The 13,119-nt window shown below is 72.5% G+C and carries 14 protein-coding genes and 1 tRNA gene; 10 read left to right on the forward strand and 5 right to left on the reverse strand.

Translation table 11 applies throughout. The features are described 5' to 3' along the window. The first annotated feature begins 100 nt into the window (after nt 1-100). The 9 genes from SCWH03_RS00485 to rdgB all read left to right on the forward strand — a co-directional run bounded on the left by SCWH03_RS00485 (nt 101) and on the right by rdgB (nt 6,506). On the forward strand, nt 101-784 hold the full coding sequence (locus tag SCWH03_RS00485; protein WP_173260468.1) for a TetR/AcrR family transcriptional regulator: 684 nt from the start codon (nt 101-103) through the stop codon (nt 782-784). Nucleotides 785-1,086: 302 nt separating this feature from the next. Continuing rightward, nucleotides 1,087-1,509 (forward strand): M67 family metallopeptidase, encoded by a 423-nt coding sequence (locus tag SCWH03_RS00490; protein ID WP_173260470.1) that lies wholly within the window; start codon nt 1,087-1,089, stop codon nt 1,507-1,509. An 87-nt stretch (nt 1,510-1,596) separates the two neighbouring features. Further along, nucleotides 1,597-1,722, forward strand: a complete 126-nt coding sequence (locus SCWH03_RS29560) for a putative leader peptide (protein ID WP_272491037.1) — start codon at nt 1,597-1,599, stop codon at nt 1,720-1,722. Between the two features lie 106 nt (nt 1,723-1,828). Next, complete coding sequence (locus SCWH03_RS00495; protein ID WP_173260472.1) at nt 1,829-2,116, forward strand: MoaD/ThiS family protein; 288 nt, start codon at nt 1,829-1,831, stop codon at nt 2,114-2,116. A gap of 12 nt (nt 2,117-2,128) precedes the next feature. Beyond that, entirely contained in the window at nt 2,129-3,079 is a 951-nt protein-coding gene (locus SCWH03_RS00500; protein WP_173260474.1) for a PLP-dependent cysteine synthase family protein, read from the forward strand. Nucleotides 3,080-3,424: 345 nt separating this feature from the next. Next, the gene (locus SCWH03_RS00505; protein WP_173260476.1) at nt 3,425-4,177 is read left to right on the forward strand and encodes an MBL fold metallo-hydrolase; all 753 of its coding nucleotides are present in this window, start codon (nt 3,425-3,427) and stop codon (nt 4,175-4,177) included. 244 nt (nt 4,178-4,421) lie between these two features. Next, the gene (gene rph / locus SCWH03_RS00510) at nt 4,422-5,159 is read left to right on the forward strand and encodes a ribonuclease PH (RefSeq protein WP_173260478.1); all 738 of its coding nucleotides are present in this window, start codon (nt 4,422-4,424) and stop codon (nt 5,157-5,159) included. 208 nt (nt 5,160-5,367) lie between these two features. Beyond that, entirely contained in the window at nt 5,368-5,745 is a 378-nt protein-coding gene (locus SCWH03_RS00515) for a hypothetical protein (protein ID WP_173260480.1), read from the forward strand. 158 nt (nt 5,746-5,903) lie between these two features. Further along, nucleotides 5,904-6,506, forward strand: a complete 603-nt coding sequence (gene rdgB / locus SCWH03_RS00520; RefSeq protein ID WP_173260482.1) for an RdgB/HAM1 family non-canonical purine NTP pyrophosphatase — start codon at nt 5,904-5,906, stop codon at nt 6,504-6,506. A gap of 52 nt (nt 6,507-6,558) precedes the next feature. Here the strand turns inward: rdgB and SCWH03_RS00525 are convergent. The 5 genes from SCWH03_RS00525 to SCWH03_RS00545 form a co-directional block, all read right to left on the reverse strand. After that, nucleotides 6,559-6,634 (reverse strand) — tRNA-Leu (locus SCWH03_RS00525). A 90-nt stretch (nt 6,635-6,724) separates the two neighbouring features. Continuing rightward, on the reverse strand, nt 6,725-7,426 hold the full coding sequence (locus SCWH03_RS00530) for a DUF1707 SHOCT-like domain-containing protein (RefSeq protein WP_173260483.1): 702 nt from the start codon (nt 7,424-7,426) through the stop codon (nt 6,725-6,727). A 210-nt stretch (nt 7,427-7,636) separates the two neighbouring features. Then, the gene (locus tag SCWH03_RS00535; protein ID WP_173260485.1) at nt 7,637-8,662 is read right to left on the reverse strand and encodes an ABC transporter ATP-binding protein; all 1,026 of its coding nucleotides are present in this window, start codon (nt 8,660-8,662) and stop codon (nt 7,637-7,639) included. 3 nt (nt 8,663-8,665) lie between these two features. Beyond that, entirely contained in the window at nt 8,666-9,478 is an 813-nt protein-coding gene (locus tag SCWH03_RS00540; RefSeq protein WP_254076514.1) for an ABC transporter permease, read from the reverse strand. 238 nt (nt 9,479-9,716) lie between these two features. Next, the gene (locus SCWH03_RS00545; RefSeq protein WP_173261327.1) at nt 9,717-10,517 is read right to left on the reverse strand and encodes an ABC transporter permease; all 801 of its coding nucleotides are present in this window, start codon (nt 10,515-10,517) and stop codon (nt 9,717-9,719) included. 239 nt (nt 10,518-10,756) lie between these two features. Here SCWH03_RS00545 and SCWH03_RS00550 point away from each other — a divergent pair, with 239 nt between their 5' ends. After that, nucleotides 10,757-13,099 carry a transglycosylase domain-containing protein gene (locus SCWH03_RS00550; RefSeq protein WP_254076471.1) on the forward strand — a complete coding sequence of 781 codons (2,343 nt, stop codon included), beginning with the start codon at nt 10,757-10,759 and terminating at the stop codon, nt 13,097-13,099. Nucleotides 13,100-13,119: the final 20 nt, after the last annotated feature.

Consider the following 13,119-nt stretch of genomic DNA (forward strand, 5'->3'; position numbering starts at 1 on the left):
GGTGGCCCGGAGGGGCGCGGAGTGTCGTTGCACTCGATGTGCAAGCAGCACGGTTGCATCGCGAGTGCAATAATGTCAACGCAGTGAGGGGAGGACCCAGATGGACCAGGCGGACCGGCGGGCGCCGGATCGTGCCCGGGGGAGCGGCGGGGCTCGTCCCGGAACCGCAGGCGGACCCGCCAGGGACGGCCGCACCGAGCGCGGGCGCCAGACCAGGGACCGGATCGCCGATGCGTTGCTCTCCCTGCTCGACGACGGCGAGACCCAGTTCCCCGCTGACCGGGTGGCGGAGCGGGCCGGGGTGTCACGGCGCCTGGTGTTCCACCACTTCGCCGACATGGGGCAGCTTCAGGATGTCGCCGTGGCCCGGCGGCTCGACCAGTTGGCCGCGCGGATAGTGCCGCTGCCGGCCGAGGGGCCGAGGGGGGCGAGGGTGGCCGCGCTGGTCGAGCAGCGTGCGCGGATCCTGGAGTGGATCACACCGGCGCGGTTGACGATGCTGCGGCTGGAGAACCCGTCCGAACGGGTCGAGTCGGCCACCCGCCAGGTGTTCGACTTCGCCCGGCGGCGGCTGACCGAGGTCTTCGCCGAGGAACTGGACCGGCTCTCCGGAGACCGCAGGGCCGAACTGCTCAACGGGCTGGACGCGGTGACCACATGGGGCGTCTGGTACCACTGGCGCAGCAACGGGCTCGACCCGGACACCGCGCGCCGCACCATGGAGACCGCGGTCCACGCGCTGCTCGCCGTGACCGACCGGGAGCCGGGGCCCTCAGGCCCGTGACGGGCCCGGGGGTGCTCGGCGGCACCGACCGCAGGGCCCACCGCCCGGCGTTCCACGGCGGGCCGGGGCCCCGCCCGGCGTTCCGCGGGAGCCCGCCTTGTGGAGGCCGCAGCCGTGCGCCGTCCCGTTCCGCCCGGGGGCCGCGGCAGCCGCGCTGCAGGACGGTCCCGGGCCTGCCCGACGACCCGGCCGGGGTCCGCCGGGGAGCCGCTCCGGCGGGCCCTGCGCACCCCCGGCCCGGGGACCCCACCCCGTGCTCCCCGGGTCCCGCCCCCGGGCGCGGTCCGCCTATTGTCGTCCTCATGCTGACCATCACCCAGGCTCTGTACGACCGGATCGTCGCCCATGCCCGCGAGGACCACCCCGACGAAGCGTGCGGTGTGGTCGCGGGGCCCGCCGGTGAGGGAAGGCCCGAGCGCTTCGTCCCCATGCTCAACGCCGCCCGTTCGCCCACGTTCTACGAGTTCGACTCGGCGGACCTGCTGAAGCTCTACCGGGAGATGGACGACCGGGACGAGGAGCCGGTGATCATCTACCACTCCCACACGGCGACCGAGGCGTACCCCTCCCGCACCGACGTCTCGTACGCCAACGAGCCCGGCGCCCACTATGTGCTCGTCTCCACGGCGGACACCGACGACGCCGGCCCGTTCCAGTTCCGCTCCTTCCGGATCCTCGACGGCGAGGTCACCGAGGAGGAGATCGAGGTCGTCGAGGCGTACTGACCCCGGGTGTCCGTCAGGTGAACGGTTCGGGTTCACCATCTGAGATCACACGCCGGAGGCGGGTTCGGGAATCGTTACGATGACCACATGGTTTCCCCTGACGTGAGCGAGAAGACGCCGGGCACACCGCTGCTCGTGGCGCGGCTGCACGTCGATCTGTGCCGTCTGGCCAGCGCCATCTGTACGCGCTGCGGGGATGCCCGCACGGCCTGAGCCCACGGCCGGCCACCGCAGCGACCCTGTACCAGCCCCTGCGCGGGGGCCCAGCCGCGCGCCCGTATGTACACGCCCCGACGTCCTTCCGACAGGAGCCCACGCCATGGCCATCGAGGTCCGCATTCCGACCATCCTCCGCACCTACACCGACGGCGCCAAGGCCGTCGAGGGCAGCGGGGGCACGCTCGCCGAGCTGTTCGCCGACCTCGAGACCCGGCACCCCGGAATCCATGCACGGATCGTTGACGAGGCGAACGGCGAGCAGCTCCGCCGCTTCGTGAACGTCTATCTGAACGACGAGGACGTCCGCTTCCTCGACGGCATCTCGACCGAGCTGTCCGACGGCGACAACGTGACGATCCTGCCCGCCGTGGCCGGCGGCATGGCCTGAGCGGCCGGAGCCATGCGCTACGACGCCCCGCTCGCCGCGGTCGGCAACACCCCCCTCGTCCGGCTGCCTCGGCTGTCCCCCTCCGAGGACGTCCGCATCTGGGCCAAGCTGGAGGACCGCAACCCCACCGGTTCGGTCAAGGACCGCCCGGCGCTCCATATGGTCGAGCAGGCCGAGAAGGACGGCCGCCTCGTGCCCGGCTGCACGATCCTGGAGCCGACCAGCGGGAACACCGGCATCTCCCTGGCCATGGCGGCCGGGCTGAAGGGCTACCGGATCGTGTGCGTCATGCCGGAGAACACCAGCGAGGAGCGCCGGCAGCTCCTCGCGATGTGGGGCGCCGAGATCATCTCGTCGCCCGCGGCCGGCGGATCCAACACGGCCGTGCGCGTGGCCAGGGAACTCGCCGCGCGGAATCCGTCGTGGGTGATGCTCTACCAGTACGGCAACCCGCACAACGCGGGCGCCCACTACGCCACCACCGGGCCGGAGATCCTCGCCGACCTGCCGTCGATCACCCACTTCGTCGCGGGCCTCGGTACGACCGGCACCCTCATGGGCGTCGGCCGCTATCTGCGCGAGCACAAGCCCGATGTGAAGATCGTTGCCGCGGAACCGCGCTACGACGACCTCGTCTACGGGCTGCGCAACCTCGACGAGGGCTTCGTCCCCGAGCTGTACGACGCGTCGGTCCTCACGACCCGCTTCTCGGTCGGCTCGGCCGACGCGGTCACCCGCACCCGTGAGCTCCTCCGGCAGGAGGGCATCTTCGCGGGCGTCTCCACCGGAGCGGCGCTGCACGCGGCGATCGGCGTGGGCCGGAAGGCGCTGAAGGCTGGTGAGTCCGCGGACATCGTCTTCATCGTGGCCGACGGCGGCTGGAAGTACCTGTCCACCGGGGTCTACACCGCCCCGACGACCGAGGCGGCGATCGAGAGCCTCCAGGGCCAGCTCTGGGCCTGACGCAGCGGACAACGCCGCCACCCGGGGCGGGCCGCGGGGCCGTGCCCCGGGTGGCGGGCGGTGCGGGCAGCAGGAGCGCGGTGCGCCCCTGCCCCCGACGATGCCGGCGCGCATCCACGGGCGCGCGGTCCGGGCGCCCGACCGTCACACGTCGTCCTATCCGGTGACAGGGCAGGTGAGTTCTCCCACAACGGGCACGTGCGAAGGAGCGCTCCACACTTTCGCGCCTTACGCTCGACGGACCGCACGACCTCCCCTGCGCACCCTCGGCACCCCCGCCACCCGCCCCCGCCACCCGCCCCGTTTCCCGCTCACGGGACGACCGTCCACGGAGGTTCCAGCTCCATGAAGCTCACCGTCGTCGGCTGCTCGGGGTCGTTCCCGTCCGCGGAATCGGCCTGCTCGAGCTACCTCGTAGAGGCCGACGGCTTCCGGCTGCTGCTCGACATGGGCAACGGCGCCCTCGGCGAGCTGCAGCGACACATCGGTCTCTACGACCTCGACGCCGTCTTTCTGAGCCATCTTCACGCGGATCACTGCATCGACATGTGCGGGTACTTCGTCGCCCGCTACTACCGCCACGACGGAGGCCGTTGCGAAGCCATCCCGGTGTACGCGCCGGAGGGCGCGGAGCAGCGGCTGACCACGGCGTACGCCGACACCCCCTCGGACACGTCGATGAGCGAGGTGTTCGACTTCCACTCCCTGAAGCCGGGCGTCTTCGAGATCGGGCCCTTCTCGCTGCGCACCGAGAAGGTGGCGCACCCTGTCGAGACCTTCGCCGTCCGTATCGAGCACGGCGGCCGGTCCCTGACGTACTCCGGCGACACGGGTGTCTGCGAAGCCCTGGTCGACCTGGCCCAGGGCACCGACCTCTTCCTCTGCGAAGCGGCCTTCACGCACGGCAAAGAGGACATCCCGGACCTCCATCTCAACGGTCGCGAGGCCGGCGCCCACGCCGCGCGCGCCGGGGCGGGCCGACTGGTGCTGACCCACATCCCGCCGTGGACGGACGCCGAGCGGAATCTCGCGGACGCCCGGGATGTCTTCGAAGGCCCGGTCGAGCTGGCGACCCCCGGAGCGGTCTACGAACTCTGAGACGCCGGGGCCCGGCTCGACGTACCGCCGCACGAGCGGCAGCGGAGCCCGCCCCACCGGCCCGGCGGGGTACGAGCCGGACCACGGGCGCTGCGCCCGCCGGCAGCGCCGGACCGCTTCCGGATGCCCCTGGCGGGGCGGCAGGGCCTGCCTGCGGGAACCGACACCCTCGACGCGGTGCGGTGGACGGCCCGGGACCGCCCACCGCACCGGGCCCCCAGCCGTGTACGGATAGGCTCACCGCATGTCTCGTATCGACGGCCGCACCCCCGAACAGCTCCGCCCCGTCACCATCGAACGCGGTTGGAGCAAGCACGCAGAGGGCTCCGTCCTCATCGCCTTCGGCGACACCAAGGTCTTCTGCACCGCCTCCGTCACCGAGGGCGTCCCCCGCTGGCGGAAGGGCAGCGGTGAGGGCTGGGTCACCGCCGAGTACTCCATGCTGCCCCGCTCCACCAACACCCGCGGAGACCGGGAGTCCGTCCGCGGCAGGATCGGCGGCCGCACCCACGAGATCTCCCGCCTCATCGGCCGGTCCCTGCGCGCCGTCATCGACTGCAAGGCCCTCGGAGAGAACACCGTCGTCCTCGACTGCGACGTCCTCCAGGCCGACGGCGGTACCCGGACCGCCGCCATCACCGGCGCCTACGTCGCCCTCGCCGACGCCGTCGCCTGGGCCCGGGCCAACAAGCTCGTCAAGGCCGGCCGCCAACCACTCACCGGCACCGTCGCCGCCGTCTCCGTCGGCATCGTCGACGGCACACCCCTGCTCGACCTCTGCTACGAGGAGGACGTACGCGCCGAGACCGACATGAACGTCGTCTGCACCGGCGACGGCCGGTTCGTCGAGGTCCAGGGCACCGCCGAGGCCGAGCCGTTCGACCGCAAGGAGCTCAACGCCCTCCTCGACCTCGCCACCGGCGGCTGCGCCGACCTCGCGGCGCTCCAGACCGCCGCACTCGCCACGTCCCTGGGCGGATGACCCGGGGCGACCCGCGTGGACGGGGGCATCGCCCGGGGTGAACAGGGCGGACCGGGGTGAACAGGGGGCGCCCCCCGGCCGGTCTCCCCGGGCGCAGCCCCCTCCCGGAGTAGAGAAGCAACCGAGGACGCCACCGCCGGCGTCACAGCAGCCATGGGCGTACGGGCCGAACCGTACGTCCGTCCGAGAACCCGGGAGGGACCGCCCCATGCGCAGCCGCCGCATCGCACTCGCCGTCGTCACCGCCGTCGCGCTCACCGGAGCCGTCGGCTGCGGCGCCGTCGACAAGGCCCTGGACTGCGTCAAGACCGCCGACGCCATAGCCACCAGCGTCGACGGGCTCTCCCGGGCCGTCACCACCGCATCCGAGGACCCCACTCAGCTGGTCGAAGCCCTGGACGACATCGACAGGGAACTCGGAAACCTCAAGGACACCACCGACAACGCCGACCTCTCCCAGGCCGTCGACGACCTCTCCCAGGGCGTCGACAACGTCCGCACGTCCGTCGAGAACGGCGACGCCACCCCGGACATCACACCGGTCACCAACGCCGCCGCCGAACTCGGCAAGGTCTGCACCCCCTGAGCGGAGCGGGCGCCGGACCCCGCCGTACGGCTGGACCCGTCCTCACCGGGCGCCCGACCCCACCGGGCGCCCGTCGCCACCGGGCGCCCGTCGCCACCGGGCGCCGCGGGCACCACCCGCGGCGCCCGCCCCACCACCGGCGCGGAGATACTGGGCGCATGACCCGCCTGATCCTCGCCACCCGCAATCCCGGAAAGATCACCGAACTCCGCGCGATCCTCGCCCACGCCGGACTCGGCCATGAACTCGCCGGCACCGACGCCTACCCCGAGATCCCCGACGTCAGGGAAACCGGCGTCACCTTCGCCGAGAACGCCCTGCTCAAGGCACACGCCCTGGCCCAGGCCACCGGCCTCCCGGCCGTCGCCGACGACTCCGGCCTGTGCGTCGACGTCCTCGGCGGCGCCCCGGGCATCTTCTCCGCCCGCTGGTCGGGCACCCACGGCGACGACACGGCCAACCTCGAACTCCTGCTCGCCCAGCTCTCCGACATCTCCGGGGAACACCGCGCCGCCCACTTCGCCTGCGCGGCCGCCCTGGCCCTTCCCGACGGCACGGAACGCGTGGTCGAGGGCCGTCTGCGCGGCACCCTGCGCCATGTCCCGGCCGGGACCAACGGCTTCGGCTACGACCCGATCCTCCAGCCGGACGGCGAGACGCGGACCTGCGCTCAGCTGAGCCCCGAGGAGAAGAACGCGATCAGCCACCGGGGGAAGGCGTTCCGGGCGCTGGTACCGGTGGTGCGGGAGCTGCTGGGCTGAGGTGGCGGAGCGGAAGGCTCGGCTCGCGGGATGTGGGTCGAGCCCCCGGCTTTGGTGCGCCCGGTCGGATTCGAACCGACAAACACGACCACCTAAAGATCGCCGCTCAGCCCTTGGCGTACGGGCGCCCGTACCGCGCCCACTGTACTGGGCGCGATGGGTATCCGGTGCAACAAGGCCCCTCAGAGCCGGGGCATGGCCCGAGGAGCGTGGGAGCGCTACGCCCGCTCGTCCGGCGAACCGCCGTCCTTGCGCTTCTCCAGGCGTGCCCGCTTGCGTGCCTCCTTCAGGCGCTGCTTGTCGGCCCTGCGGAGTTTGCGCTCGACGCCGACGCCGCCCATGAGGGCGAAGCCGGTGACGGTCACCCGGGGTGAGCCGGGGGCGATGTCGTCGGGGTCGCCGCCGGAACCCGCCTCGCCGAAGCCGCCCATCACGCCGAAGCCCCTGACGTCGACATGCAGGTCCGGAGGGGCGGTGATATGGATTCCGCCCATCAGGGTGAAGCAGCGGATGACGGTGTCCCGGTCCTCGAAGTCGGCCTCCCGCAGGTCGATCTCGCCGCCTCCCTGCAGGACGACGGCGGTGAACCTGCGGGCGACGGTCCAGGTGCCCCTGCGGCCGAAGCCGCCCCAGAACGCGAACGCGCCCTTGGACGTCGGTGGCCCGCCGATACGCCGGGCGTGGCCCATGGTGCCGGGGTCCGGTGCGGCGGCGGGGGGCGCCGGGCTGCCGCCCGGAGCCGGCAGGTCCCGCACGAGGGGCTCCAGTTCTCCGCGGGTACGTGCCTTGTAGGCGGCGTCGAGCCGGTCCCCGAACTCGTCCATGCCGAGGCGGCCCTCGGCGACGGCGTCCCGCAGCAGCTCGGCGATCCGCTCCCGTTCGGCGTCGGAGGCCCGCATGTCCGGAAGGTCGCTCGTCATGCGGTCAGCCTAGTGCCTCGGCCGGACGGGAGCGCCGGGAAGGCCGCGGCGACTGACGGGCCGTCCGGATGACCCACCGGCCGGCCGGTGGGTCATCCGGACGGCCCTCTGGCCGAGCTGCCGCGACCGGCCGAGTTGTCCCGCCGCATGAGGTCCCCCGGGCCCAGGGGTCTCGGGGGCCTCCGGAGCCACACGAGCTCTCATGCGGTCTCACGAACTCCCACGAGGTCTGACCGGGCCGGCCGGACGCTCCGAGTACATCCTGGCGATCACCGACTCGATGTCGGGTTCCCGTACCGACAGGTCCACGAGCGGGTACCCGTCGGCGATGGCGGCCACGATCGGCGCCGCGGAGGCCGAGGCCGGGAACGCCAGCCACTGGCGCGGGCCCTCGACCCGTACCGGCCGCGCGCCCGCGACCTCGATGGGCGGGAGCCGGTGTTCGAGGTCCACGACGAGGATGCGCTCGCCCGGCGCGATCGCGTGGAGTCCGGTGAGGGTGCCGTCGTAGACGAGCCGTCCGTGGTCGATGACCATGACGCGGTTGCACAGGTGCTCGATGTCGGTGAGGTCGTGGGTGGTGAGCAGGACGGTCGTGGCGCGTTCGGCGTTCAGGTCGCGCAGGAACTCGCGCACCTTGGCCTTGGAGACGACGTCGAGGCCGATGGTGGGTTCGTCGAGGTAGAGCACCTCGGGGTCGTGCAGCAGGGCGGCGGCGATGTCGCCGCGCATGCGCTGGCCGAGGGAGAGCTGCCGTACGGGCACGTCCAGCAGGGCGCCGAGGTCGAGCAGTTCGACGCAGCGCTCCAGGTTCTGCCGGTAGCGGGCGTCCGGGATCCGGTACATCCGGTGCATCAGCCGGTAGGAGTCGATCAGCGGCAGGTCCCACCAGAGTGTCGTGCGCTGACCGAAGACCACACCGATGCGCCGGGCGAGCCGGGTGCGTTCGCGCGACGGGTCGATCCCGGCGACGCGCAGCCGCCCTCCGCTGGGGGTCAGGATGCCCGTCAGCATCTTGACGGTGGTGGACTTCCCGGCGCCGTTGGGGCCGATATAGCCGACCATCTCGCCGCGCGAGACGGTGAAGCTGATGCCGTCGACCGCCCGTACCCGGGTCTTCTCGCGGCGCAGCGGCCCCGTTCTGCGGCGTACGTCGAAGACCCTCTCCAGGCCGTCGAGTTCGATCAGGCCCCCGGTCCGGACGGGGTCCGCGGTGCGGATGGCTTCCTCGGCCACGTTTCAGCTCCCGGTGCTGCGGTAGGTGCGCAGACCCGCCCGCCACGCTGCCCCGGCGAGCGCGCAGCACCCGGCGGCGACGAGCGGTGGCGTGAAGGCGAGCCAGCGGGGCAGGTCGAGCGGGTAGGGCTGCCCGAGGACGTAGAGGGCGGGCAGCCAGTTGACGAAGGCGAGCGGTACGACGAAGGTGACGCCCCGGACGAGGTCCTTCGCGAAGACGGTGGGCGGGTACTGGAGGAGGGTGCTGCCGCCGTAGGTGAAGGAGTTCTGTACCTCGGCGGCGTCCTGGGCGACGAACTGGAAGGCCGCGCCGACGACGAACAGGGCCGCGAAGATCACGGCGCCGCTGAGCGGCATCATCGCCACCACGGCGGCTTTGAGCGGGGTCCAGGCGATGTCGAGGGCGAGGAGCGCGTAGCCGAGGACCAGCAGGCCCTGGGTGATGCGGCCGAGCCGGCGGAGGGCGAAGCGGTCGGCGGCGACCTGGGCGAGTACGGGGGCGGGCCGTACCAGGAGGGTGTCGAGCGTGCCGTCGCGCACCCTCCGTCCGAGCCGGTCCATGGATCCCATCGCGAGGTCGGCGAGCCCGAAGGCGGTCGCGGCCGCTCCGTAGAGGAGGGCGACCTCGGGCAGGCGGTATCCGGCGAGGGTGTCGACGTGTGTGAACATCAGCAGGATGACGGCGAAGTCGAAGGACGTGGCGGCGAGGTTCGCCAGCGCGGTCATGGCGAAGGACGCCCGGTAGGTCATGGTGGAGCGCATCCACATGGCGGCGACGAGCCCGTAGGCGCGCAGTCCGCAGCGCAGCGTGCGCAGGCGTTCGACGAGCCGGGTGTGTCCTGCGAGCCCGGTGTGTTCTGCCTGCAGGGTGTGTTCAGCGGGCAGGGTGTGTTCACCCGGTCCCGGTCCCGGTCCCGGCAGCGGGTGGCGGCCGGGCCGGGCGGCCGGCCCGGTGGCTTCGGGAGCGGGCGGGGGCTCCTCGGGATGCGGCGGGACGCCGCCGACGGAGCGCGCCGGCGTGGCGTGGCGGGGGTCCCGGCCGGCCCGGGGCGGTTCAGCCACCCTGGACCACCACCCTTCGGGTGGCGGCGGACTGAAGGAGCCGGCCGGCACCCAGGAGGACGGCGGCCCAGCCCAGTTGGAAGGCGTAGGCATGGACGAGCGCCCAGCCGGTGCGCTTGCCGAGGAGGACGTCGACGGGGATCTGGAGCAGTGAGGACCAGGGCAGCAGCCGGGCGAGTTCGCCGAGGGCGCCCGGGAAGACGGTGAGGGGCAGCAGCATGCCGGAGAAGAACATCCCGGCCAGCCAGCTGAAGTGGAGCACTCCCGCGCCGTCCATCAGCCAGAACGCCGACAGGGCCGCGAGGTAGCGGAGAGCGAAGCTGACGGTGGCCCCCAGCGCGACGGAGGCGGCGAAGGCGAGCCAGGGGAGCGGGGACGCGGGCAGTGCGAGGTCGAAGGCGAGGGCGCCGAGCAGCAGCGGGGCGGCGCCGCGGCCGAGGAGGTGGAAGGCGGCGCGTCCCAGGTCTCGGGCGAGCCACCAGAGTTGCGGGTCGGCGGGGCGGTGGAGGTCGATGGCGATGTCGCCGGTGCGAATGCGTTCGACGAGTTCGTCTTCGAAGCCGCCGCCCATCGTGGCGCACGTCATCAGGAGGGCCTGGCACACCCACACATAGGTGACGGCCTGGGAGAGGTCGTAGCCGCCGAGGCCCGGGCGTTCGTCCCAGAGGGCGGTATAGGTGTGGGCCAGGATGAAGCCGAAGACGGTGTTGGTGAAGACGCCGGCCGCTGTCGCCGCCCGGTAGGTCGCATAGCGCCGGAAGCTGCCTGCCGCGACGACCGCGTAGAGCCGCACCATGGCCTCCTCCGGCGGTGGTCGTCGCTGCGCTTGTCCGGGACGGACGCGCCGAAGCGCATGACCCTAGCCCAGGGGCGTGGCCGTCGCGACCGTATTACCGGCGGGGCCCGGACGTCCGGGGGTGTGGGGTGCAGTATGGGCACACCAAGCGAATCGCCCGAATTGTCGGCACCGGGCCGGGGTGCACCTCCGGGCAGGGTGTTCCTCCGGGCAGGGGCCGAGGAGTCTCCAGGGACATGAGCCACGAGCCAGAGCAGCCGCGTCGGGATCCGCGTGCTCCGAACCGCCCGGGCCGTGAGACTGCTGCGAAGTCGCGTCCCGCCCGCCGCGGCCGCAGCCGGCCCCGGCGCACCGGACTGCGTCGTGTCGTCCCCACCTGGCGGATGGTGGTCGGCGCGTCCCTGCTGTTCGGGTTCGTGCTGCTCGGCGGCTTCGCCGCGGGATACCTGCTGCTGGACATCCCGCCGGCCAACGCCGCTGCCACGGCCCAGTCGAACGTGTTCCTCTACCGGGACGGTACCCAGATCGCGCGGGACGGCGAGGTCAACCGGCAGAGTGTCCGGCTCTCCCGGGTCCCCCTGTCCGTCCGGCACGCCGTGCTGGCCGCCGAGGACCGTGACTTCTACTCCGAGCGGGCCGTCGACCCCAAGGCGATGGCCCGTGCCGCGTGGAACACCGTCACGGGCAAGGGCAAGCAGTCCGGCTCCACCATCACCCAGCAGTATGTGAAGAACTACTACCTGGGTCAGGAGCGGACGGTGACCCGCAAGGTGAAGGAGTTCTTCATCGCGATCAAGCTCGCCCGGGAGCAGAGCAAGACCGACATCCTGGAGGGCTATCTCAACACCAGCTACTTCGGCCGCAACGCGTACGGCGTCCAGGCCGCGGCGCACGCCTACTACGGCAAGGACGTCAGCGCGCTCGACACCGCGGAGGGCGCCTACCTCGCATCGCTGCTCAACGCGCCCAGCGCGTACGACGTCGCCGCGCACCCCGAGAACCTGCCCAGGGCGCTCGCCCGGTGGAACTACACCCTCGACGGCATGGTGACGGAGAACTGGCTGGCGCTCTCCGAGCGGTCCGCCATGATCTTCCCCATGCCGGGGCGGGCGGGCCCGGCGACGGGACTCTCCGGACAGCGCGGCTACATCGTGCGGGCCGTCGAGGACTGGCTCACCGGCCACGGGGTCGTCGACGAGAAGACCCTCGCGCGCGGCGGCTACCGGATCACGACCACCCTGGAGCGTGGGAAGCAGCATGCCCTCGCCGCCGCCGTCGACCGGCATGTGATGTCCCGGCGCGATTCCGGCCGCGCGGTGGACCGGAACGTCCGCGTCGGCGGAGCGTCGATCGACCCGGCGAGCGGCAGGGTGGTCGCCCTGTACGGCGGCATCGACTACACCGAGCAGTACGTGAACAACGCCACCCGCCGCGACTACCAGGTCGGTTCGACGTTCAAGCCGTTCGTGCTGGCCGCCGCCGTCGAGAACGGCTCCGTGACCCGGGACGGCCGCAGGATCACCCCCGACACGCTCTACGACGGCACGGACCGGCGACAGGTGCTGGGCAGCCACGGCCCGACCGGTTACGCACCCGGGAACGAGGACAACGTCTCCTACGGCCCGCTGAGCCTGCGCCTGGCCACGGACCACTCCGTCAACTCGGTGTACGCGCAGCTCGCCCAGGACGTCGGACCGCGCAGGGTACGGGAGACCGCCGTCGCGCTCGGTGTCCCGGAGAGCACTCCGGACCTGACCGCGACCCCGTCCATCGCCCTGGGCGTGGCGACCGCGAGCGTGCTGGACATGGCCGAGGCGTACGCGACGCTCGCCAACCACGGCCGGCGCGGCATGTACTCGATCGTCGAGCGCGTCACCCGGGACGGTGTGGAACTCGCTCTGCCCGCCGTGCCGGTCCGGCAGGCCGTGAGCCGTGAAGCGGCGGACACCACCACGTCCGTGCTGATGGGCGTGGTGCGGCGGGGGTCCGGCATGGCGGCGCTGTCCGCCGGCCGGACCGCGGCGGGAAAGACGGGTACGGCGGAGGGCGACAGGGCCGCCTGGTTCGCCGGCTACACGCCCGAACTGGCGACCGTCGTCGCCGTCATGGGCCAGGACCCGGACACCGGTGCGCAGCGGTCGCTCTACGGGGCGCTGGGCCTGCCGAGGATCAACGGCGGCGGGCCCCCCGCGGCGATCTGGGGCGCGTACACGGCGGCCGCTCTGGCAGGCAGCGAGGCGCGGGACTTCGACCTGGTGGTGGCTGAGGGGGCGGACGAGGGGCTCTCTCCGCACGGTGATCCGCACGGTGATCCGTCAGGCGAGCGGCACGACGATCTTTTGGCAGGTCCGTCCGACGGTCCGTCCGACGGTCCGTCGGGCGGACCGTTCGGCGAGGAGGTCCTCGACGGGCCTGACGACCTGCGCCGGCCCGCTGAAGACCCGCCGGCCCCGGTTGAGGGGGGTGAGGACGTCGGCGGCGACGGGCGCTCCACGGGCAACGTGCCACCGGAGAACGGGGCGGGCGGCGGTGGCGCGGCGGAGGGCGGGGTTCCGTGGGACCGTGGTGCCCGGCCGTGAGGCGGAACCACCGGAGGCCG

It is taken from the genome of Streptomyces pacificus (assembly GCF_011766325.1).
Taxonomy (GTDB): domain Bacteria; phylum Actinomycetota; class Actinomycetes; order Streptomycetales; family Streptomycetaceae; genus Streptomyces; species Streptomyces pacificus.

Coding starts and splice junctions, on each gene's coding strand:
- SCWH03_RS00495 (WP_173260472.1), top strand. CDS start 1,829: ATGGCCATCGAGGTCCGCATTCCGACCATCCTCCGCACCTACACCGAC.
- SCWH03_RS29560 (WP_272491037.1), top strand. CDS start 1,597: ATGGTTTCCCCTGACGTGAGCGAGAAGACGCCGGGCACACCGCTGCTC.
- SCWH03_RS00490 (WP_173260470.1), top strand. CDS start 1,087: ATGCTGACCATCACCCAGGCTCTGTACGACCGGATCGTCGCCCATGCC.
- SCWH03_RS00485 (WP_173260468.1), top strand. CDS start 101: ATGGACCAGGCGGACCGGCGGGCGCCGGATCGTGCCCGGGGGAGCGGC.
- rph (WP_173260478.1), top strand. CDS start 4,422: ATGTCTCGTATCGACGGCCGCACCCCCGAACAGCTCCGCCCCGTCACC.
- SCWH03_RS00515 (WP_173260480.1), top strand. CDS start 5,368: ATGCGCAGCCGCCGCATCGCACTCGCCGTCGTCACCGCCGTCGCGCTC.
- SCWH03_RS00530 (WP_173260483.1), bottom strand. CDS start 7,426: ATGACGAGCGACCTTCCGGACATGCGGGCCTCCGACGCCGAACGGGAG.
- SCWH03_RS00505 (WP_173260476.1), top strand. CDS start 3,425: ATGAAGCTCACCGTCGTCGGCTGCTCGGGGTCGTTCCCGTCCGCGGAA.
- SCWH03_RS00550 (WP_254076471.1), top strand. CDS start 10,757: ATGAGCCACGAGCCAGAGCAGCCGCGTCGGGATCCGCGTGCTCCGAAC.
- SCWH03_RS00500 (WP_173260474.1), top strand. CDS start 2,129: ATGCGCTACGACGCCCCGCTCGCCGCGGTCGGCAACACCCCCCTCGTC.
- rdgB (WP_173260482.1), top strand. CDS start 5,904: ATGACCCGCCTGATCCTCGCCACCCGCAATCCCGGAAAGATCACCGAA.